This window comes from Kosakonia pseudosacchari, assembly GCF_015167415.1.
Lineage (GTDB): Bacteria > Pseudomonadota > Gammaproteobacteria > Enterobacterales > Enterobacteriaceae > Kosakonia > Kosakonia pseudosacchari.
This window is the reverse complement of the sequence record NZ_CP063425.1, coordinates 1,462,919-1,484,549: the sequence shown is the minus strand read 5'-3', so window position 1 is coordinate 1,484,549 and position 21,631 is coordinate 1,462,919. Positions and strand designations below refer to the sequence as shown.

Genomic DNA, 21,631 nt, shown 5'->3' with positions numbered 1-21,631 from the left:
TTATCTCCCTGTCCTTTCGCGGCTAATGCGCGCCAGCCATTCAGAAACCAACAGCGAAACCAGCGCCAGCACAATCGAGATAATACATAACCGCGCCGCCGCGCCTTCACCGCCAGGCGTCTGAATCAGGGTGTACATGGCAGAAGGAATGGTGCGGGTTTCACCCGGAATATTGGAAACAAAGGTGATCGTCGCGCCGAATTCACCCAGTGAACGGGCAAAGGCCAGCACCGTGCCGACGATAATCCCCGGCAAGGTAAGCGGTAATGTGATGGTGAGAAAAACGCGCCAGCGCCCGGCACCTAACGTACGAGCCGCCTGCTCCAGTCTGGTATCAACCCCCTCAAGTGCCAGACGGATAGCGCGCACCATCAGCGGGAAGGACATCACCGCGGCGGCCAACACCGCGCCGCGCCAGCTAAAGGCAAAGGTGATACCAAACCAGTCATACAACCACTGGCCAATGAAACCGCGTCTTCCCATCGCCACCAGTAATAAATACCCCACCACCACCGGCGGCAGTACCAGCGGCAGATGCAGCAAACTGTCGAGCAGCGCTTTGCCCGGAAACGTGCAGCGTACCAGCAGCCAGGCAAAGAAGATCCCAAAGGGCAAACTGAATAACACCGCCAGGGATGAGACTTTCAGGCTCAGCAAAACCGCCTGCCATTCGGGATCCGTCAATATCATTGGTGCGTTGTAAATCCGTAACGTTTAAAGATTTCAGAAGCCTGCGGGCCTTTCAGATAGTCATAAAACGCCGTTACCGTCGCGTTTTTATGGCCGTCGATAATAGCCAGCGGGTATTCAACTTTTTGGTGTGAATCTTCCGGGAAAGTCCCGACCACTTTCACCCCTTTACTGGCAACCGCGTCAGAGCCGTAAACAATGCCGAGCGGCGCTTCGCTGCGTTCCACCAGCGCCAGCGCCCCGCGCACATCTTCCGCCGGAGCCAGCTTCGGCGACAGGGTTTCCCACGCGCCCAGTTTGGTCAACGCGTCTTTGGCATAAATCCCTGCCGGAACATGTTCCGGGTCGCCAACGGCCAGACGTCCGCCTTTCAGCAGACTATTCCAGTCGGTTTTAGCATTGATGACGATATCGCCCTGCGCTCTGCTTTTAGGTGCCACAACCACCAGGCTGTTACCAAGTAGTGTTACGCGGGTTGCAGTATCGATAGATTTTTTCTCTACCGCGTAATCCATCCATTTCTGATCGGCAGAAATGAACAGATCCGCGGGTGCTCCCGCTTCAATCTGGCGCGCCAGTGTCGAAGAAGAAGCAAACGAGGAGACCACCTCGACGTTTTTCTCTTTTTTATAGGCCGCCGCGATATCCTGCATGGCGTTGGTCAGTGACGCTGCGGCAAAAACAGTAATTTTACCTTCATTCGCCAGAGCATGCCCGGCAACGGAGAGCGTTAATGCCGCCCCGGCCAAAAGGCGTAACCATGTACGTGCCATTTGTAACTCCTGTGAGTGTCGTTATATACAAAAAAACATAACGATATTACCAGAGTTTCCCGGCGGTTAGGTAATACCCATCAAGAATTAGCGACCTATTTAAATATATCGGCAGGAAGTGGGGAAATCTTGAATATCTGACAGATAAACGCCCGCGAAAGCGGGCGTTTGCAAGAGAGGATCAGCGTTGCTGACGGCTTTGATCGCGGCGACCGACGCCGGAAAACACGTTAAACACTTCACCCAGGCCATAAATCAGCCCCAGGATAATCGCCATCACGACAGGCACCATGACGACGGCAAACACCAGGCTTTTCAACAACTCAAACATAGTCGTCTCCAGAAATTGTCAACGGGGCATTCTAGCCTTATTCAGGTGAAAAACACTCGCCTTTTGTGCGATTGGCCTCGCAACGTTATGCGCATTCACCGGCATCAGGCTAGGTTTAGTGACGGTTTTCCTTCACAATAGTTCTTTTGCCAGGACATTGCGTAATGCAGGCTGAAATTCTCCTCACACTCAAACTCCAGCAGCGCCTTTTTGCCGATCCGCGTCGTATCTCCCTGCTCAAGCAGATAGTTGAAACCGGCTCCATCAGCCAGGGCGCGAAGAACGCTGGCATCAGTTATAAAAGCGCCTGGGACGCCATTAATGAGATGAACCAACTCAGCGAACAGCCGCTGGTTGACCGCGCGACCGGCGGTAAAGGCGGCGGCGGCGCGGTAGTGACGCGCTACGGGCAACGCTTAATTGAACTTTACGATCTGTTAGCGCAAATCCAGCAAAAAGCGTTTGACGTGCTGAGTAATGATGACGCCCTGCCGTTAAACAGCCTGCTGGCGGCGATTTCGCGTTTCTCACTGCAGACCAGCGCCCGCAACCAGTGGTTTGGCACCATCACCGCGCGCGAGCACAACGACGTGCAGCAACATGTCGACGTGTTGCTGGCGGACGGCGAAACCCGCCTCAAAGTCGCTATCACCGCGCAAAGCGGCGAACGCCTGGGCCTCGACGAAGGCAAAGAGGTGCTGGTGCTGCTGAAAGCGCCGTGGGTGAGCATCACACAGGATGCCAAACGCGCCGCGCAGGCGGATAACCAGCTTACCGGGCGCATCAGCCATATCGAGCGCGGCGAGCAACAGAGTGAAGTGCTGATGACACTGCCTGACGGCCAGGTGCTGTGCGCCACCGTGCCGACGCACGAGATGGATAATTTGCAGGATCAGAGCGAAGTGACCGCATATTTTAATGCCGATCGCGTGATTATCGCCACGTTATGCTAATCGCATTGACAAGATAGCCCATTGCACGTATCCCTGAGTTTCTTCGCTGCAAAAAATGGGATACATCATGTCTTCATTGCAAATTTCGCAAGGTACGTTTCGTCTTAGCGACACCCGCACGCTGCATATTGAACACTTAGCGCTACGCGCTGGCGAAAGTTGGGCTTTTGTCGGCGCGAATGGCAGCGGCAAGTCAGCGCTGGCTCGCGCGCTGGCGGGGGAGTTGACCTTACTGAAAGGTGAACGTCAGTGCCAGTTTACCCGCCTCACCCGCCTCTCTTTTGAGCAGTTACAAAAACTGGTCATCGACGAGTGGCAGCGCAATAACACCGATATGCTCAGCCCCGACGAAGAGGATACCGGGCGTACCACCGCCGAGATTATTCAGGATGAAGTGCAAAATGCGCAGCGCTGTGCGCAACTGGCGACACAGTTTGGCATCGCACATCTGCTGGAGAGGCGCTTTAAATACCTCTCGACCGGCGAAACCCGTAAAACGCTGCTGTGCCAGGCCCTGATGTCCGAACCGGATTTACTGATCCTGGATGAGCCTTTCGACGGGCTTGACGTCCATTCACGCCAGCAACTGGCAGAACTGCTCGCGCGCCTCAATGCTGAAGGCTTTACGCTGGTGCTGGTGCTGAACCGCTTTGATGAGATCCCGGACTTCGTACAACACGCCGGGGTTCTGGTGGATTGCTCGCTCACAGAGACCGGAGAAAAAGCAGCCCTGCTGCAACAAGCGTTGATCGCCCAGTTAGCCCACAGCGAAAAATTATCCGGTATCGCGTTGCCAGAACCGGATGCGCCCCCGGCGCGCGAAACATTGAACGCAGACGCGCCGCTTATCATGCTGAACGATGGTGTTGTCTCTTATAACGACCGGCCAATCATCGATCACCTTTCATGGACGGTAAACCCCGGCGAGCACTGGCAGATCGTCGGCCCGAACGGCGCAGGCAAATCCACTCTACTGAGCCTGATAACCGGCGATCATCCACAGGGCTACAGCAACGATTTGACCCTGTTTGGCCGTCGTCGTGGCAGCGGTGAAACCATCTGGGATATCAAAAAGCATATTGGCTATGTCAGCAGCAGCCTGCATCTGGATTACCGCGTCAGCACCAACGTGCGTAATGTGATCCTCTCTGGCTATTTCGATTCGATTGGTATTTACCAGGCGGTATCGGACAAACAACACAAACTGGCACAACGCTGGCTGGATATTTTAGGTTTCGATGCGCGCACCGCCGACGCACCGTTTAATAGCCTCTCATGGGGTCAGCAGCGGCTGGCGTTGATTGTACGGGCGCTGGTCAAGCACCCGACGCTGCTCATTCTTGATGAACCGTTACAGGGCCTTGATCCTTTAAACCGCCAGCTTATTCGCCGCTTTGTTGATGTATTAATTAGCGAAGGCGAAACCCAGCTATTATTTGTTTCGCACCATGCCGGCGACGCGCCCGCTTGTATTACCCACCGGCTGGAATTTGTACCAGAAGGTGACGGATATCGTTATCAACTTACACCACAATAATTAGGGGGATGGTTCAATTTAGCAGGATATGATGTAATAGCCCCGTTTTAAATAAGCAACATAATAACGATCTCTGACTGGTCAGTTGGCAACATAAAATTGTCGGCGGCCAGTTTTTGTTATGGCAAGAAAAAAGCCCGTCGATGGACGCCGGGTAAAAAATTACGGGACTATGATGAATCAATTCCTCCGCATGACCCGCGCCGTTTCTCTGGCTGCGGCGCTGTTACTGGGTTTCTGCAGTGTCGCGCTCGCCGATGAGAACGCGCAGACATCCGCTTCCGGGCAGGAAGCACAATTAAAACAAGCCGTCGAAAATATGCAGCGAGCCAGTATTCATGGCCCGCATAAAATTGATCTGGGTAATCAGGCGATTCTGAACCTGCCCGAAGGTTTCGCTTATATTCCGTCACAGCAGGCTGCGGTATTTATGCGCGCGCTGGGTAACCATGTTGATAACAACTCTTTTTATGGTCTGGTATTCAGCAATGATATTTCTGGCTTTGTCTCTATTGAATATGCCGATGCCGGTTATATCAAAGATGACGATGCCAAAGACTGGGACGCCGACGAACTGCTGAGTAATTTGCAGGAAGGCACCAAAGCGGGCAATAAAGAGCGTAGTGAAAAAGGCATCCCGCCAATTGAAGTATTGGGTTGGGTAGAAAAACCAACCTACGAATCGGCGACGCATCGCCTGATTTGGTCTGCGGCAATCCGCGATATTGGCAGCAACGTGCCGGAAAAAGAACAGGGTGTTAACTACAATACCTACCTGCTGGGTCGTGAAGGTTATCTGTCGTTAAACCTGGTAACCGATCGCGGCGCCGTTGAGCAGGAAAAACCACTCGCCAAAACGTTACTCAACGCCGTGACCTTTAACGACGGCAAAAAATACAGCGACTTTAATGCCTCTACCGACAAAATTGCCGAATATGGCCTGGCGGCGCTGATTGGTGGTCTTGCGGCGAAAAAATTGGGCCTGCTGGCGCTTATCGGCGTGACGTTGCTGAAGTTCTGGAAACTTGGCCTGATCGCCGTGGCGGCATTCGGCATGGGCGTGAAAAAAATGCTGTTTCGCAAAAAAGCCGGGTAAGCCATGAGCATGCTCTTGCTACTGCTTAAAGGGGCAAGCCTCGGGAAGTTTTTCCTTTCCGGGGCCACCATGCTGCTGTCGATCGCCACTTACGCGCTCGCCTTCGGCTGGCCTTATGCGACCGGGTTTGTGGTGCTGCTGTTTTGCCATGAGCTGGGACACTATCTGGCGGCGCGTCAACGCGGGTTAGCGACGGGATTACCGATGTTTATCCCCTTTGTGGGTGCCTGGATCGCGTTGAAAGATGAGCTGCCCGATGCGGAAACCGAAGCCTGGGTCGGCATTGCCGGCCCGCTGCTCGGTTCGCTTGCCGCCCTCGGTTGCTACTATCTGGCGGAGTATTTCCACAGTTCGCTGCTGATGGCGGTGGCCTATTCCGGTTTTGTCCTTAATCTGTTTAACCTGATCCCCGTGCCGCCGCTGGATGGCGGGCGCATTACGGTCGCCATCTCGCGCAAGATCTGGTATCTGGGCATTCCCGTACTGCTGGGTTTCTTTTATCTTCACCCGAGCCCGTTGTTACTGCTGGTGTGCTTTCTCGCGGCATCCCAAATCTGGGCGCGACGCCATGATCAACCCAATCTCGACACGCTGACCCCTGGCAAACGTCTGGAATATACGCTTTTGTACTTCGGGCTGATTGCCTGGCTCTCCCTGATGACTTATAACCTCCACGAGGCGTTATCCGGCTTTCGCTGACGCTGCCTGCGTTGCTGCACCGCAGTGACACCATTTTTAAGACTTTTTACCTGCGTCGAACGAACCCCGCTATTGCGGGGTTTTTCTGGCGCTTACCCCGCAAACCGGCTGGCAGAAAATTGAGTGTAAACGATTCCACTAATTTATCCCATGTCACAGTTTTCACCTCTCTGTTATGCTAAGGTTTGTTCATATCAAATGCTTTATGGAGGGAAATATGCGAGTTCTGGTTACAGGTGGTAGCGGTTACATTGGAAGTCATACCTGCGTACAACTGCTGCAAAACGGCCACGACGTTATCATTCTCGACAATCTCTGTAACAGTAAGCGCAGCGTGCTTAATGAGATCGAACGCTTTGGCGGAAAAGCCGCGCTGTTCGTCGAAGGCGACATTCGTGATGAAGCGCTGCTCGCAGAGATCCTGCACGATCACGCCATTGAAGCGGTAATTCACTTCGCCGGGCTGAAAGCCGTTGGCGAATCCGTGGCGAAACCGCTGGAGTATTACGACAACAACGTCAACGGCACGCTGCGCCTGATTAACGCCATGCGCGCCGCGAATGTTAAAAACTTCATTTTCAGCTCCTCCGCAACCGTCTATGGCGATCAGCCGAAAATCCCTTACGTGGAAAGCTTCCCGACCGGCACGCCGCAAAGCCCCTACGGCAAAAGTAAACTAATGGTGGAGCAGATCCTCACCGACCTGCAAAAAGCACAGCCGGAGTGGAGCATTGCGCTGCTGCGCTACTTCAACCCGGTTGGCGCGCATCCATCAGGCGATATGGGCGAAGATCCGCAGGGCATCCCGAACAACCTGATGCCGTATATCGCCCAGGTTGCGGTTGGCCGCCGCGATTCACTGGCGATCTTTGGCAGTGATTACCCGACGCCAGATGGCACCGGCGTGCGTGATTACATCCACGTCATGGATCTGGCTGATGGCCATGTGGCCGCCATGCAACAACTGGCCGGGAAACCGGGCGTGCATATTTATAACCTCGGCGCGGGCGTCGGCAGCAGCGTGCTGGATGTGGTGAACGCCTTCAGTAAAGCCTGTGGCAAACCGGTGGCCTGGCACTATGCGCCGCGTCGCGAGGGCGATCTCCCGGCTTACTGGGCCGATGCCAGCAAAGCGGCTAAAGAGCTGAACTGGCGCGTAACCCGTACGCTTGACGAAATGGCAGAAGATACCTGGCGCTGGCAGTCTCGCCACCCGCAGGGCTATCCCGATTAAAGGAGTGGTAATGACGCAATTTAATCCGGTCGATCACCCGCATCGCCGTTACAACCCGCTGACCGGCCAGTGGATCCTGGTTTCTCCGCACCGCGCAAAACGCCCCTGGCAAGGGGCGCAAGAGACGCCTGCGAAACAAACCCTGCCGGCGCACGATCCGGACTGTTTCCTCTGCCCGGGCAATACCCGCGTAACCGGGGATAAAAACCCTGATTACACCAGCACTTATGTGTTCACCAACGACTTCGCCGCGTTGATGACCGACACGCCGGACGCGCCGGTGAGCGACGATCCGCTAATGCGCAGCCAGAGTGCGCGCGGCACCAGCCGGGTTATCTGTTTTTCACCGGATCACAGCAAAACGCTGCCGGAACTGAGCGTGGATGCGCTGGAATCAGTAGTAAAAACCTGGCAACAGCAAACCGCTGAGCTGGGCCAGCAGTACCCCTGGGTACAGGTATTTGAAAACAAAGGTGCGGCGATGGGTTGTTCCAACCCGCATCCGCACGGGCAAGTCTGGGCCAACAGCTTCCTGCCGAATGAAGTGGATCGTGAAGATCGCCTGCAACGCGACTATTTCGCCCGGTATCACTCCCCGATGTTGCTGGACTACGCAAAGCGCGAGCTTAACGATGGCAGCCGTACCGTGGTGGAAACCGAGCACTGGCTGGCGGTGGTTCCTTATTGGGCGGCGTGGCCGTTTGAAACCTTGCTGCTGCCGAAAGCGCATGTGCAGCGCATCACTGATTTAAGCGATGAACAGCGCCGCGATTTAGCGCTGGCATTGAAAAAACTGACCAGCCGTTACGACAACCTGTTCCAGTGCTCTTTCCCCTACTCGATGGGCTGGCACGGTGCACCGTTTAACGGCGAAGAGAATGATCACTGGCAACTGCACGCACATTTCTACCCGCCGCTGCTGCGCTCCGCCACGGTGCGTAAATTTATGGTCGGCTATGAAATGCTGGCCGAAACCCAGCGTGACCTGACGGCAGAACAAGCCGCCGAACGTCTGCGCGCGGTCAGTGATATTCATTTTCGCGAATCCGGAGAATAACAATGAGTCTGAAAGAGAACACACAATCCCTGTTTGCTGAAAAATTCGGCTACCCTGCCACCCACACAATTCAGGCACCGGGTCGTGTGAACCTGATTGGCGAACACACCGACTATAACGACGGTTTTGTTCTGCCGTGCGCTATTGATTACCAGACGGTGATCAGTTGCGCACCGCGTACTGACCGCATTGTTCGGGTAATTGCCGCCGATTATGACAACCAGAGCGATGAGTTCTCGCTGGATGCGCCAATTGTGACCCACGACAGCCAGCAGTGGTCGAACTACGTGCGCGGCGTGGTGAAACATTTGCAAAAACGCGATGCCAGTTTTGGCGGCGCGGATCTGGTCATTAGCGGTAATGTGCCGCAGGGCGCGGGCTTGAGTTCGTCTGCCTCGCTGGAAGTGGCGGTCGGTACGGTGTTCCAGCAGCTTTATCATCTGCCGCTGGATGGCGCGCAAATTGCCCTTAATGGTCAGGAAGCGGAAAACCAGTTTGTCGGCTGTAACTGCGGCATCATGGATCAGCTTATCTCGGCGCTGGGCAAAAAAGGCAGCGCGCTGCTGATCGATTGCCGATCGCTTGGCACCAAAGCGGTGTCGATGCCGGAAGGCGTGGCGATCGTCATCATTAACAGTAACTTTAAACGCACCCTGGTGGGCAGCGAGTACAACACGCGCCGCGAGCAGTGTGAAACCGGTGCGCGCTTCTTCCAGCAAAAAGCGCTGCGCGATGTCAGCATCGATCAGTTCAATGCCGTGGCCCATGAGCTTGATCCGCTGGTCGCCAAACGCGTGCGCCACGTGCTGACCGAAAACGCCCGTACCGTGGAAGCCGCGGCTGCGCTGGAGAAAGGCGATCTGCAACGCATGGGCGTGCTAATGGCAGAATCCCACGCGTCGATGCGTGATGATTTTGAAATCACTGTGCCGCAAATCGATACGCTGGTTGAGATTGTCAAAGCGACCATTGGTGACCAGGGCGGCGCGCGCATGACCGGCGGCGGCTTCGGCGGCTGCGTGGTCGCACTGGTGCCGGAAACGCTGGTACCGGCGGTGAAACAGGCAGTAGAAAGCCAGTACGAAGCCAAAACCGGTATCAAAGAAACCTTCTATGTTTGCAAACCTTCACAGGGAGCAGGACAGTGCTAAACGAAGCTTCTGCAGCAGCCCCGGACGGGCTGCCCTTTCGTCTGATCACCCTGCGCAATAGCGCCGGGATGGTGGTGACATTAATGGACTGGGGCGCGACGCTGTTATCCGCGCGCGTACCGCTAAAGGATGGTTCCGTGCGTGAAGCGCTGCTGGGCTGCGCCACACCGGAACACTACCTGCAACAGACCGCGTATCTGGGCGCGTCGGTAGGCCGTTACGCCAACCGTATCGCCAAAAGCCGTTTCACGCTGGATGGTCACACCTATACGTTGACGCCAAGCCAGGGTGAAAACCAGTTGCATGGCGGCCCGGATGGGTTCGATAAGCGGCGCTGGTTGATAGAACGGCAAAATGATAACGAAGTGGTCTTTGTCCTGAATTCAGCGGATGGCGACCAGGGCTTCCCTGGAAACGTTCATGCCCGGGCGCATTTCCGCCTCGGCGATGATAACCGGCTCGCCATTGAGTACCGTGCAACCACCAACAAACCGTGTCCGGTCAACCTGACTAACCACGCTTATTTCAACCTTGATGGTGAGCAGTCGGATGTTCGCAACCACACGTTGCAACTGCTGGCGGATGCTTATCTGCCGGTCGATGAGATGGGCATTCCGACCGACGGGTTAAAAAACGTTGAGCAGACCAGTTTTGATTTCCGCACCCCGAAAACCGTGGCGCAGGATTTTCTGGCTGAAGAAGACCAGCGCGTGGTGAAAGGTTACGACCATGCGTTTTTATTGCAGGCAAAAGGCGATGTCAGCCAGCCCGCCGCGCAGTTGTGGTCAGCGGACAAACAGCTGCAAATGACGGTATATACCAGCGCGCCTGCACTTCAGTTCTATTCCGGTAATTATCTGGAAGGCACGCCAGCGCGCGGCGGCAAACCTTATCAGGCATGGCAGGGTCTGGCGCTGGAGAGCGAGTTTTTGCCCGACAGCCCGAACCGCCCGGATTTCCCGCAGCCGGACTGCTTCTTACTGCCGGGCGACGTTTATGTCAGCCTGACGGAATACCACTTTATTGCGCAGTAATCCCCCCGCCCTCCTTCCGGAGGGCTTTTTTTACCCGTTTTGCTGAAATATGCGCCACTTATCGACAAAACCATAACCCCTGATTCACAAGCACCTTACACTCAGCGGCTATTTTCGCTATGGTTATGGGTAACCGTTGCCGGGAGCACCTTCACGGCAATATAATGAGAATTGTTATCATTCAATCAGGCTCACAGGAGTAAGTGTATGGCTGTTACTAAGCTGGTTCTGGTTCGTCATGGCGAAAGCCAGTGGAACAACGAAAACCGCTTCACCGGTTGGTACGATGTTGATCTGTCCGAAAAAGGCGTTGGCGAAGCAAAAGCGGCAGGCAAACTGCTGAAAGAGGAAGGCTACACCTTCGATTTTGCTTATACCTCTGTGCTGAAACGTGCCATCCATACGCTGTGGAACGTGCTGGACGAGCTGGATCAGGCGTGGTTGCCGGTAGAAAAAAGCTGGAAACTCAACGAACGTCACTACGGTGCGTTGCAGGGTCTGAACAAAGCTGAAACCGCAGAAAAATACGGTGACGAGCAGGTTAAACAGTGGCGTCGCGGCTTTGCTGTTACACCGCCGGCGCTGACCAAAGATGACGAACGTTTCCCGGGCCACGATCCGCGTTACGCAAAACTGACCGATGCCGAGCTGCCGCAGACCGAAAGCCTGGCGCTGACCATCGATCGCGTCATTCCTTACTGGAACGACACCATTCTGCCGCGCCTGAAAAGTGGTGAGCGCGTGATCATCGCCGCGCACGGTAACTCCCTGCGCGCGCTGGTGAAATACCTCGATAACATGAGCGAAGAAGAGATCCTTGAACTGAACATCCCGACTGGCGTACCGCTGGTATATGAGTTCGACGAAAACTTCAAACCGCTGAAACATTACTATCTGGGTAATGCGGACGAGATCGCCGCGAAAGCTGCTGCGGTAGCAAACCAGGGTAAAGCGAAGTAAGTTATCGCCCATAAAAAAAGCGTGGAGCAGTCCACGCTTTTTTATTTGTACAACCGTTAACTGCGTCGCGCTTTCACTGCCGCCGCAAGCTGGCGCAAAAGCGTCTCAGTGTCATCCCAGCCGATGCAGGCGTCGGTAACGCTTTTACCGTACACCAGCGGTTCACCGCTTTCGAGGCTTTGATTGCCTTCCACCAGATGGCTTTCAATCATCACACCGATAATGGCTTTTTCACCCCCAGCGATCTGCTGACAAACATCCGCACCCACTTCCATCTGTTTCTTGAACTGTTTGCTGGAATTGGCATGGCTGAAGTCGATCATCACCTGCGGCTCCAGGCCAGCTTTCTGCAGACCCACTTTTACTTCCGCGACATGTTTCGCGCTGTAGTTCGGCTCTTTACCGCCGCGCAGGATAATATGGCAATCACCGTTACCGGCGGTGTTCACAATGGCGGAGTGACCCCATTTGGTGACGGACAGGAAGCAGTGCGGCGCGCCTGCGGCATTAATGGCGTCAATCGCGACTTTGATGGTGCCATCGGTGCCGTTTTTGAACCCCACCGGGCAGGAGAGACCGGAAGCCAGCTCACGATGCACCTGCGATTCCGTTGTGCGCGCGCCAATCGCGCCCCAGCTCATCAGATCGGCCATATATTGCGGGGTGATCATATCGAGGAACTCTCCCGCCGCCGGTAAACCGCTGTCGTTGATTTCCAGCAGCAACTTACGCGCAATACGTAAACCGTCGTTAATCTGGAAGCTGTTATCCATATGCGGATCGTTAATCAGCCCTTTCCAGCCCACGGTGGTACGCGGTTTTTCGAAGTAAACGCGCATAACGATTTCCAGATCGTCTTTTAACGCTTCACGCAAAGCCAGCAGACGCGAAGCGTACTCTTTTGCCGCCGCAGGATCGTGAATCGAACACGGTCCGATAACCACCAGCAAGCGATCATCATTTCCGCGCAGGATCTTATGAATCGCTTTGCGGGCATGAGATACCGTGTTGGCGGCGGTTTCAGTGGCGGGGAATTTTTCAAGGAGTGCTACAGGAGGTAATAACTCATTGATCTCTTTAATACGTAAATCGTCGTTCTGATAATTCATGTTCGTTCCAGTCTGGCCATACTTTTTTTGATGAATGCAATCTTTCCAATCTATCTCGTCGGCGGCAAAGTGTAAACGCGATTTTACACTTCGACCGGATAATTCCTGGAATGCGGCCAAATCGCGTTAAAAAGTAGCGAGTGGGGATATCAGCGCTACACTTTTTAACTGTTAACACTTATATTTTTCATTTTATCGCTATTCCATGCTGCCATATAGCACATGAATGGTATCTTTAACCACTGAGCGTGATAATTCGTTCGCGCTGCTTTTACCGGCCCAGGCGGCGGTAAAAACGACCGGAACAGGAGCATCATGATGAAAATGAATAAATTAGCGACACTTTTACTGACGACGACGCTGACTTTCGCAGGTGGCGCAGCCTACGCGGCCGACGCAGCCTCTTCTACCGACAGTAACGGTGATGCCAATGCCGCAGCGGCTGCAGGCCAACCGGCACCGGACGCCAAACAGAATGTTGCGCCAAACAATGTGGATAACAGCCAGATCAACAGCGGCAGCATGAATACCAACTCGACCACTCAGCACAGCTCAAAGCATATGAGCAAAGATGAGGTGCATAAAAACACCATGTGTAAAGATGGTCGCTGCCCGGATGTGAACAAAAAGGTTGAAACCGAAAGCGGTAACAACCATAGCGTCGATAAGAAAACCGACGGCACAACCCAGTAAAATCCGGTGCATTAACCATCAGGGAGAGCTTCGGCTCTCCTTACTTTTTTCTCTCCGAACTCCCCCGCAAACTGAAAAATCTGTAATGATGTAAGGCGTTAAAATAATTACAAGGAACGACCCGCCTATGGCGCATTCACACTCGCACACTCCCGCAGATGCCAACGCCCGCCGCCTGCTGCTGGCGTTTATTGTTACCGCCGTTTTTATGGTCATCGAAGTGGTCGGCGGCCTGGTTTCCGGCTCTCTGGCGCTGCTTGCCGATGCCGGTCATATGCTGACAGACGCCGCCGCGCTGCTTTTCGCGTTATTAGCGGTCTATTTTGCCCGCCAGCCGCCCAGCGCTCGCCGGACGTTTGGCTGGCTGCGTCTGACTACGCTTGCAGCATTTATTAATGCACTGGCACTGGTGCTGATTACCGTGTGGATTGTCTGGGAAGCGATTCAGCGTTTCACCCATCCGCAGCCCGTTGCAGGCTTCACCATGATGCTGATTGCAATAGCCGGGCTTGTGGCTAACGTGCTGGCCTTCTGGTTACTGCATCGGGGTAGTGAAGAGAAGAACCTGAATGTCCGCGCCGCCGCGTTGCATGTGCTGGGTGACTTACTCGGTTCTGTGGGTGCCATCGCGGCGGCGCTGGTGATTTTGTTCACCGGCTGGACCCCAATTGACCCGATACTCTCGGTGCTGGTTTCCGCGCTGGTATTACGTAGCGCCTGGCGGCTAATGAAAGAGAGCATTAACGAGCTGCTGGAGGGGGCGCCGGGCTCGATGGATATTGGCGCGTTGCAGCGACATCTGCGACGCGCTATCCCGGAGGTGCGTGATGTTCACCATGTGCATGTCTGGCTGGTCGGCGAAAAACCGCTTATGACGCTGCATGTGCAGGTGATCCCACCGCGCGACCATGACAAGCTGCTGAGTGAGATCCACCACTTTTTATCACATCATTACGAAATTGAGCATGCGACGGTGCAGATGGAATACCAGCCCTGTAGCGGGCCAGACTGCCATCTGGGTGAGACACAGCCTGACCACCACCATTCACACTCGCATTAATGCGAAAGCGCGTGAGAACCCCGCTCACGCGCGCTGTTAATCCACATCCTGCTGCCGTTAAGCGCGATAAAGGTCAGGATCAGATACTCCAGCGACATCGCCCAGACGCCCTGCAGTGCGAAGATCGCCACACTTATCACGTTAATCACCACCCACAGCAACCAGTTCTCAACATATTTGCGCGTCATCAGGATCATCGCCACGATGGAGAGCACCATCATGCTTGAGTCCCAGAACGGAAACGCATCGGGCTGCAATTGCGGCATGACCACGTTTAGCCCCAACGCTTGCATGACGGCAACGGCGATTTTCGTCAGGAAAGCAAAGACCGGATCGATAAAGAAGGTCATCAAGCCAATCGCTACCACACATACTGCTAACCAGCTTATCGCTTTGGGTAACGGTAGCCAGCGGATTTGTAATTCAGCTTCATTCTGCGAGGTTTGTCGCGACCAGGCATACCAGCCGTAAATGTTGGCGGCAAAGAAAAACAGCTGCAGCAGTAAGCTGGCATACAGCTGGATCTGGAAGAAAATAATCGCAAACAGCGTCACGTTGATCAGACCAAATGCGTAATTACCGATCTTCTCAAGGCTGGCGAGCCAGATGCACAATAAACCGGCCAGTGTGCCTGTGGCTTCAATCCATGAAAGATCGTACCCACCGGTGCCAAGCGGAATATGCACCAGGATGTTTTGTGTACTAAAAAAATCCATTCTTTCCCCACAGCGTATTGCTACGCATTGATTATTCACTAAGAACATAGTGTAGCCGCAAAATCGAGCATACGGTTAAGCGGCAGCAGCGCGCCTTCACGCAGCGCAGCATCAACGTGGATTTCATGCTCCGCACCACCGTTTTCCAGGCTTTCTGCGATAGCTTTCAGACCGTTCATCGCCATCCACGGGCAATGCGCGCAACTGCGGCACGTTGCCCCCTCACCTGCGGTTGGCGCTTCCAGTAACTCTTTTTCCGGTACGGCCTGCTGCATTTTATAAAAGATACCGCGATCGGTCGCGACGATAAGTTGCTTATTCGGCAGTGTTTTTGCCGCAGCGATAAGCTGGCTGGTTGAGCCGACAGCATCTGCCAGGTTCACGACTGACTGCGGCGATTCAGGATGCACGAGGATGGCGGCATCAGGATAAAGCGCTTTCATGCGTGTCAGGGCTTGCGTTTTAAATTCATCATGCACGATGCACGCGCCCTGCCAGCACAGCACATCCGCACCAGTCTGTTTTTGTACATAATTGCCGAGATGACGATCCGGCGCCCAGATAATTTTTTCGCCGAGGCTGTCGAGATGCTCAATTAACTCTACCGCAATGCTTGAGGTCACAACCCAGTCGGCACGCGCTTTGACAGCCGCAGAGGTGTTAGCGTAAACCACCACTGTGCGATCCGGGTGCGCATCGCAAAAGGCGCTGAACTCCTCGATCGGGCAACCGAGATCAAGCGAGCACTCTGCATGCAATGTTGGCATCAGAATGCTTTTTTCCGGGCTGAGAATTTTAGCGGTTTCCCCCATAAAACGTACGCCAGCTACCAGCAGCGTTGAGGCGGAATGTCTGGCACCAAAACGCGCCATCTCCAGCGAATCAGAGATACAGCCGCCGGTCTCTTCCGCCAGTTGCTGAATTTCCGGATCGGTATAGTAGTGCGCAACCATCACCGCATCTCGCTCTTTGAGCAAGCGCTTGATTTTTTCGCGGTAAAACTGCTTCTCATGCAGATTCAACGGTGTAGGTTTGGGCGGGAACGGATAGATTGCGGCTTCAGGATCAAACATTACGCTCATCATGCTTACTCGTTTTGCTTGCTTAACTTAATTACCAGAACAACGCAAATGCGTGACGTCATTAGCGCACCGGTGTTTTATATACTAAACAAGATAGCCGATTGGACAAAAAATGTCGTGGGGAATTTTTGTGGAATAACAGAAAGCAAAAAAGCGCCTTTAGGGCGCTTTTTTACACTGGTGGGTCGTGCAGGATTCGAACCTGCGACCAATTGATTAAAAGTCAACTGCTCTACCAACTGAGCTAACGACCCCTTTCGGGATTGTTCTTCGAAGTTAACCAGTGCCAACGTGATGTTAGAGTGGTGGGTCGTGCAGGATTCGAACCTGCGACCAATTGATTAAAAGTCAACTGCTCTACCAACTGAGCTAACGACCCATACGGGTAGCGACTTCGAAGATAATTTTATCTGTAACCACATTAAGTGGTTGATCGTGCAGGATGGCTCGCTTTTAGCCGGACGCTGCTGACGCAACGTTATCCTTCACGTTTAACACCATCGGATGGATGTTAAATTGGTGGGTCGTGCAGGATTCGAACCTGCGACCAATTGATTAAAAGTCAACTGCTCTACCAACTGAGCTAACGACCCGAGTGGTGGGTGATGACGGGATCGAACCGCCGACCCCCTCCTTGTAAGGGAGGTGCTCTCCCAGCTGAGCTAATCACCCGATACTGCGCTGGATACTGCTTTACGTGGTGGGTCGTGCAGGATTCGAACCTGCGACCAATTGATTAAAAGTCAACTGCTCTACCAACTGAGCTAACGACCCACTTTTGCGTTGCTTCTGGTCTGTGCGATATCCCCTGGCAACGGCGGCATATATTACTGATTTAAGAATTCAGCGCAACAACAATTTCGATGAATATCACTTAACTGCTTATGTTTCAGGCGACAAGACCAGAAAAAGTTCGATTTCTGGTCATGTGCCATGCATTACATCGAACCAAGACGTTTTTGCGCTTGTTTCGCGCCATCGGTACCAGGGTATTTACTAACCACCTGCTGGTAGACTGCTTTCGCTTTTGCGGTATCCCCTTTGTCTTGCATAATCACACCGACCTTGTACATAGCGTCTGGCGCTTTAGGCGACTTCGGGAAATTTTTCACCACCGAGGCGAAGTAATAAGCAGCATCGTCTTTTTTACCCTTGTTGTAATTCAACTGACCGAGCCAGTAGTTGGCATTCGGTATGTAGGTTGAATCAGGATACTTTTTGACGAAATTCTGGAATGCGACGATCGCTTCATCCTGGTGGGATTTATCCTGCACCAGCGCAACCGCAGCATTGTAATCGGTATTGGCATCACCGCTTTGTACCGGCGCGCCAGTGTTTGCCGCCCCTGCGTTAGCACCAGAATCCGCTGCCGGAGCCTGCGTTGCCGCACCGCTCTGATCGCCGGACGTCTGCTGCGTCTGCCCCGCCGCACCGCCACTGCTCAGATTGCCTATCTGCTGCAAAATTTGCTGTTGGCGTTCAACCACCTGGTTCAGTTGATATTGATTTTCCTGGATTTGCCCACGAAGAGTATCTATATCGGCCTGATTATCGGAGAGTTGTTGCTGGAGTTGAGTTAAAAGCTGGCTGTGAGCATTGGAAATACGCTCGAGTTGAGTGACGCGGTCTTCGACCGAGCCTGAGCCGACACTACTGATTGGCGCCTGAGCATTAGCGGCCCAGGGGGCCGCTATGCCAACCAGTAACGACAGACTCAACAGATGATGTCTGAAGTTACTGCTCATGCAATTCTCTTAGTAAACCAGTACGGCGCGACGGTTTTTAGCGTAAGCCGCTTCGTCGTGACCCAGTACTGCAGGTTTTTCTTTACCGTAAGAAACGATGGAGATCTGGTCAGCGGAAACGCCTTTACCCTGCAGGTACATTTTAACGGCGTTAGCACGACGTTCGCCCAGGGAGATGTTGTATTCCGGAGTACCACGTTCGTCAGCGTGACCTTCAACGGTAACTTTGTAGGACGGGTTGCTACGCAGGAAGTTAGCGTGAGCATCCAGCATCGCTGCGAAGTCAGAACGGATGTCATACTTGTCCAGATCGAAGTAAACAATGTTGTTCTGCTGCAGCTGTTGCATTTGCAGACGCGCTTGTTCTTCGGAAGACATGTTGCCGCTACCGTTCATGCCAGTGCCAGCACCCATCATGCCTTCGCCGCTCTGGTCGCTTGCATTCTTGTGAGAAGAACATGCAGCGATCGCCATTACAGGCAGAGCCAGCATCAGGCCTTTCAGCACTTTGTTCAGTTGCATTTCTTTGATTCCTTTATAATCAATTATTTATTATTACAGATACGGAGACCAGGCAGGGAATTTAACCTGTCCATCAGTCGCCGGAATACGCGCTTTGAAACGCCCATCTGTAGAAACCAGATTCAGCACGGATCCCATCCCCTGAGAAGAGCTGTAGATTACCATTGTGCCGTTAGGTGCCAGACTTGGCGTTTCATCCAGGAACGTTGACGTCAGAACCTGTACGCCACCCGCTTCCAGATCTTGTTTAGCGATGTGCTGCTGACCACCGTCAGAGCTAACCATCACCATAAATTTGCCGTCGCTGCTGATATCCGCGTCCTGGTTCTGCGAACCCTGCCAGGAGATACGCTGTGCTGCGCCGCCATTAATCCCTACTTTATAAACCTGCGGACGCCCGGCCTGGTCAGATGTGAAAGCCAGGGTCTGGCTATCCGGGAACCAGGTCGGCTCCGTATTGTTGCTGCGACCATCGGTAACCTGGCGGATCTGGCCAGAGCCAATGTCCATGACGTAAATGTTCAGGCTACCGGTTTTCGACAGTGCGAATGCCAGTTTAGAACCATCCGGCGAGAACGCCGGTGCGCCGTTGTGACGCGGGAATGAAGCAACCTGGCGAACACTGCCGTTAGCCAGTGTCTGGATAACCAGTGCAGAACGGCCGCTTTCAAAGGTAACGTATGCCAGTTTGGAGCCATCTGGTGACCATGCCGGAGACATCAGCGGCTGCGGAGATTTATGCACCAGGAACTGGTTGTAGCCATCGTAGTCGGAAACGCGCAGTTCATATGGGAACTGGCTGTTAGCCGTCTGCACAACATAAGCGATACGGGTACGGAACGCGCCTTTAATGCCGGTCAGTTTCTGGAATACTTCGTCACTAGCGGCGTGAGCGGCATAACGCAGCCACTGTTTATTCACTTTAAAGGAGTTTTGCGCCAGTACGGTTCCCGGTGCGCCACCGGTATCCACCAGTTGGTAAGCGACATTGTAGCTGCCGTCAGGATTCGGGGTCACCTGGCCGACAACCACTGCGTCAATGCCCAACGCTGACCACGCGGCTGGCTGCACTTCCTGAGCGCTGCCAGGCTGCTGCGGCAGACGGGAACGATCAAGTGGATTGAATTTGCCGCTGTTACGCAGATCCGCAGCAACGATGCCGCCAGCATCCTCAGGCGCAGCGCCAGGACCAGCCCACTGGAAAGGCACGACGCCAATCGGGCGTGCCGAGTCCACCCCCTGGGTGATCTCGATACGTACTTCTGCGTGCAGCACAGCTGCCCACAGCATCAGAAAACCAAATGCAACACGTAATGCCTGCTTCATCATATCTCCCTTATCCGGGCGGAAAACCCGCGATAATTTAGCAGAATTTTAACAAACTCAATAAGACAAAACTACACGCGTCAGGACACCCTCTGCACGATCTCCCCCGCAGCTTGCGAGGGAAAGTGTACCTTAAGGTTTAAAGTCCAGCGGCGCATTTTTGAACACTTCATATACAGCCTGGCTTGGCGGTTTCGGCATTTTTGCCTGTCGGGCTGCAGCAAGCGCAGCCTGGCAAAGCGCCGGATCGCCACCTTCGGACTGAATATCTAACAGCATACCGTCTGGCGCCAGTTTGACACGTAACGTACAAGTTTTCCCCGCATAGGAGGAGGCGTCATAGAAGCGGCTTTCTATAGCCGATTTAATCTGCCCTGCATAGTTATTAATGTCAGCACCAGACGCGCCATTGTTCTTAGTGTTACCAGAACCAGCGGGAGCTGCATTATTCCCTTTCGCTCCACCACCCGTTTTCGGTGCATTCTTACCGGAGCTTAAATCGCCAAACAGATCGTCAACGCCAGCTGCATCCGCTTTCTCTGCTGCGGCTTTCTTGGCTGCTGCAGCCTTCTCTGCGGCCGCTTTTTTGTCGGCTGCCGCTTTTGCCGCTGCAGCTTTCTTCTCTGCGGCCGCTTTTTCAGCCGCTGCTTTCTCGGCAGCAGCTTTTTCAGCGGCGGCCTTCTCGGCTGCTGCGGCTTTCTCGGCTGCCGCTTTTTCGGCGGCGGCTTGTTTGGCGGCTTCAGCCTGCGCTTTCTTCGCGGCTTCGGCTTCGGCTTTTTTCTTCGCATCGGCAGCCGCTTTCGCCGCTTCCGCTTCGGCTTTTTTCTGTGCGTCTGCAGCAGCTTTCGCGGCTTCGGCTTCCGCTTTCTTCTTCGCGTCGGCGGCGGCTTTCTTCGCAGCCTCTTCAGCCGCTTTTGCCTGTGCGTCCGCTTTTGCTTTCGCATCAGCCGCTGCTTTTGCGGCAGCTTCTTCAGCTTGTTTCTGCTGCTGTTGCGCCTGTTTTGCCGCCTCTTCCGCTTTTTTCTGCTGCTCGGCCTGTTCTCGCGCCGCTTCCTGCGCCTGCAAACGTTCCTGCTCAAGTTGTTTCAGGCGTTCCTGCTCTGCAGCCTGCTTCTCTCGCAACTCTTCTGCTTGCTGTTGCGCCTGTTTTTCACGCTGCTCTTTAGCGCGTTGCGCGCTGGCTTGCTGCTGCTGTTGGCGATTGTAATTTTCCACCACAGCACCCGGATCGACCATCACCGCATCAATCGCAGAGCCACCGCCACCGCCTGAAGAAGCATCTATATGCTCATCAAACGAGCTCCAGATCAGCAGCGCTACAAGGATTACGTGCAGCACTGCTGAAATGATTATTGCTCGCTTAAGCTTGTCGTTTTGTACGGTTGCCTTTGACACTCTCGGTTCCCAAAAACTGTCCGCCTGTTAAGCCGGTGATCAGATAGGCTGTGTCATCAAGCCGACTGATTTCACACCCGCGCTATGTAACAGGTTCAGCGCTTTAATGATTTCATCGTACGGCACATCTTTCGCCCCGCCGATTAAGAACACGGTTTTCGGATTGGATTGCAGGCGACGCTGCGCCTCCGCAATCACCTGCTCCGGCGGCAGTTGATCCATACGATCTTTTTCCACCACCACGCTGTACTGTCCGACACCGGAAACCTCAATAATGACCGGAGGATCGTCATTGGTGCTGACGGTTTGCGACTGTGTCGCATCCGGCAGATCAACCTCTACGCTTTGCGTAATGATCGGTGCCGTCGCCATAAAAATCAGCAGCAGCACCAACAACACGTCCAGCAACGGAACGATGTTGATTTCAGACTTGAGGTCACGACGGCCCCGTCCACGCGATCTGGCCAT

22 protein-coding genes and 5 tRNA genes are annotated in these 21,631 nt (G+C 54.0%); 11 read left to right on the top strand and 16 right to left on the bottom strand.

The genetic code is table 11. The annotated features are described in order from the left end of the window. The 3 genes from modB to IP581_RS06900 all read right to left on the bottom strand — a co-directional run bounded on the left by modB (position 1) and on the right by IP581_RS06900 (position 1,794). Entirely contained in the window at positions 1 to 690 is a 690-nt protein-coding gene (gene modB, locus IP581_RS06910) for a molybdate ABC transporter permease subunit (RefSeq protein WP_086871637.1), read from the bottom strand. Beyond that, the gene (modA, locus tag IP581_RS06905) at positions 687 to 1,463 is read right to left on the bottom strand and encodes a molybdate ABC transporter substrate-binding protein (RefSeq protein ID WP_193822109.1); all 777 of its coding nucleotides are present in this window, start codon (positions 1,461 to 1,463) and stop codon (positions 687 to 689) included. Before modA ends, modB begins: the two co-directional genes overlap by 4 nt. A gap of 181 nt (positions 1,464 to 1,644) precedes the next feature. Then, entirely contained in the window at positions 1,645 to 1,794 is a 150-nt protein-coding gene (locus tag IP581_RS06900) for an AcrZ family multidrug efflux pump-associated protein (RefSeq protein ID WP_017455971.1), read from the bottom strand. A 164-nt stretch (positions 1,795 to 1,958) separates the two neighbouring features. Between IP581_RS06900 and modE the strand changes: the two genes are divergently transcribed. From modE to gpmA, 9 genes are all read left to right on the top strand, one after another. After that, the gene (modE, locus tag IP581_RS06895) at positions 1,959 to 2,747 is read left to right on the top strand and encodes a molybdenum-dependent transcriptional regulator (protein ID WP_193822108.1); all 789 of its coding nucleotides are present in this window, start codon (positions 1,959 to 1,961) and stop codon (positions 2,745 to 2,747) included. A 67-nt stretch (positions 2,748 to 2,814) separates the two neighbouring features. Continuing rightward, complete coding sequence (modF, locus tag IP581_RS06890; protein ID WP_193822107.1) at positions 2,815 to 4,284, top strand: molybdate ABC transporter ATP-binding protein ModF; 1,470 nt, start codon at positions 2,815 to 2,817, stop codon at positions 4,282 to 4,284. A 175-nt stretch (positions 4,285 to 4,459) separates the two neighbouring features. Continuing rightward, a complete protein-coding gene (locus IP581_RS06885) occupies positions 4,460 to 5,380 on the top strand; it encodes a DUF2167 domain-containing protein (RefSeq protein WP_097400649.1) in 921 nt (306 codons plus the stop codon). A 3-nt stretch (positions 5,381 to 5,383) separates the two neighbouring features. Then, entirely contained in the window at positions 5,384 to 6,079 is a 696-nt protein-coding gene (locus tag IP581_RS06880; RefSeq protein ID WP_025263685.1) for a site-2 protease family protein, read from the top strand. A 217-nt stretch (positions 6,080 to 6,296) separates the two neighbouring features. Next, positions 6,297 to 7,313 carry a UDP-glucose 4-epimerase GalE gene (gene galE, locus IP581_RS06875; RefSeq protein ID WP_097400648.1) on the top strand — a complete coding sequence of 339 codons (1,017 nt, stop codon included), beginning with the start codon at positions 6,297 to 6,299 and terminating at the stop codon, positions 7,311 to 7,313. A 10-nt stretch (positions 7,314 to 7,323) separates the two neighbouring features. Then, entirely contained in the window at positions 7,324 to 8,370 is a 1,047-nt protein-coding gene (galT, locus tag IP581_RS06870) for a galactose-1-phosphate uridylyltransferase (RefSeq protein ID WP_086871626.1), read from the top strand. A gap of 2 nt (positions 8,371 to 8,372) precedes the next feature. Beyond that, entirely contained in the window at positions 8,373 to 9,521 is a 1,149-nt protein-coding gene (galK, locus tag IP581_RS06865; protein WP_193822106.1) for a galactokinase, read from the top strand. Then, positions 9,515 to 10,555: a galactose-1-epimerase gene (gene galM / locus IP581_RS06860; RefSeq protein WP_193822105.1), complete on the top strand. Its 1,041-nt coding sequence runs from the start codon at positions 9,515 to 9,517 to the stop codon at positions 10,553 to 10,555. The genes galK and galM overlap by 7 nt, the downstream gene beginning before the upstream one ends. A 207-nt stretch (positions 10,556 to 10,762) precedes the next feature. Further along, entirely contained in the window at positions 10,763 to 11,515 is a 753-nt protein-coding gene (gene gpmA, locus IP581_RS06855) for a 2,3-diphosphoglycerate-dependent phosphoglycerate mutase (RefSeq protein ID WP_017455962.1), read from the top strand. 56 nt (positions 11,516 to 11,571) lie between these two features. Here the strand turns inward: gpmA and aroG are convergent, their stop codons facing one another. Beyond that, positions 11,572 to 12,624 carry a 3-deoxy-7-phosphoheptulonate synthase AroG gene (aroG, locus tag IP581_RS06850; RefSeq protein ID WP_086871620.1) on the bottom strand — a complete coding sequence of 351 codons (1,053 nt, stop codon included), beginning with the start codon at positions 12,622 to 12,624 and terminating at the stop codon, positions 11,572 to 11,574. 318 nt (positions 12,625 to 12,942) lie between these two features. Between aroG and IP581_RS06845 the strand changes: the two genes are divergently transcribed. Together IP581_RS06845 and zitB are read left to right on the top strand one after the other, a co-directional pair. After that, on the top strand, positions 12,943 to 13,317 hold the full coding sequence (locus IP581_RS06845; RefSeq protein WP_193822651.1) for a protein YbgS: 375 nt from the start codon (positions 12,943 to 12,945) through the stop codon (positions 13,315 to 13,317). A 127-nt stretch (positions 13,318 to 13,444) separates the two neighbouring features. Then, positions 13,445 to 14,377 carry a CDF family zinc transporter ZitB gene (gene zitB, locus IP581_RS06840; RefSeq protein ID WP_193822104.1) on the top strand — a complete coding sequence of 311 codons (933 nt, stop codon included), beginning with the start codon at positions 13,445 to 13,447 and terminating at the stop codon, positions 14,375 to 14,377. Here zitB and pnuC read toward each other — a convergent pair. The 12 genes from pnuC to tolR form a co-directional block, all read right to left on the bottom strand. Then, the gene (pnuC, locus tag IP581_RS06835) at positions 14,374 to 15,093 is read right to left on the bottom strand and encodes a nicotinamide riboside transporter PnuC (RefSeq protein WP_193822103.1); all 720 of its coding nucleotides are present in this window, start codon (positions 15,091 to 15,093) and stop codon (positions 14,374 to 14,376) included. The genes zitB and pnuC overlap by 4 nt on opposite strands. A 38-nt stretch (positions 15,094 to 15,131) precedes the next feature. Continuing rightward, a complete protein-coding gene (nadA, locus tag IP581_RS06830; protein ID WP_193822650.1) occupies positions 15,132 to 16,175 on the bottom strand; it encodes a quinolinate synthase NadA in 1,044 nt (347 codons plus the stop codon). A gap of 178 nt (positions 16,176 to 16,353) precedes the next feature. Next, positions 16,354 to 16,429, bottom strand: a tRNA-Lys gene (locus IP581_RS06825). Positions 16,430 to 16,478: 49 nt separating this feature from the next. Next, a tRNA-Lys gene (locus IP581_RS06820) sits at positions 16,479 to 16,554 on the bottom strand. 138 nt (positions 16,555 to 16,692) lie between these two features. Further along, a tRNA-Lys gene (locus tag IP581_RS06815) sits at positions 16,693 to 16,768 on the bottom strand. A 3-nt stretch (positions 16,769 to 16,771) separates the two neighbouring features. Next, positions 16,772 to 16,847 (bottom strand) — tRNA-Val (locus IP581_RS06810). A 26-nt stretch (positions 16,848 to 16,873) separates the two neighbouring features. Continuing rightward, positions 16,874 to 16,949: transfer RNA gene (locus IP581_RS06805), tRNA-Lys, on the bottom strand. Between the two features lie 164 nt (positions 16,950 to 17,113). Continuing rightward, positions 17,114 to 17,920, bottom strand: a complete 807-nt coding sequence (gene cpoB / locus IP581_RS06800) for a cell division protein CpoB (RefSeq protein ID WP_193822102.1) — start codon at positions 17,918 to 17,920, stop codon at positions 17,114 to 17,116. A gap of 9 nt (positions 17,921 to 17,929) precedes the next feature. Beyond that, a complete protein-coding gene (pal, locus tag IP581_RS06795) occupies positions 17,930 to 18,442 on the bottom strand; it encodes a peptidoglycan-associated lipoprotein Pal (RefSeq protein WP_017455955.1) in 513 nt (170 codons plus the stop codon). A gap of 33 nt (positions 18,443 to 18,475) precedes the next feature. Beyond that, on the bottom strand, positions 18,476 to 19,768 hold the full coding sequence (gene tolB / locus IP581_RS06790; RefSeq protein ID WP_086871609.1) for a Tol-Pal system beta propeller repeat protein TolB: 1,293 nt from the start codon (positions 19,766 to 19,768) through the stop codon (positions 18,476 to 18,478). A gap of 132 nt (positions 19,769 to 19,900) precedes the next feature. After that, positions 19,901 to 21,163, bottom strand: coding sequence for a cell envelope integrity protein TolA (tolA, locus tag IP581_RS06785; RefSeq protein WP_193822101.1), 1,263 nt, complete (start codon positions 21,161 to 21,163; stop codon positions 19,901 to 19,903). A gap of 39 nt (positions 21,164 to 21,202) precedes the next feature. After that, positions 21,203 to 21,631: a colicin uptake protein TolR gene (gene tolR, locus IP581_RS06780; protein ID WP_017455952.1), complete on the bottom strand. Its 429-nt coding sequence runs from the start codon at positions 21,629 to 21,631 to the stop codon at positions 21,203 to 21,205.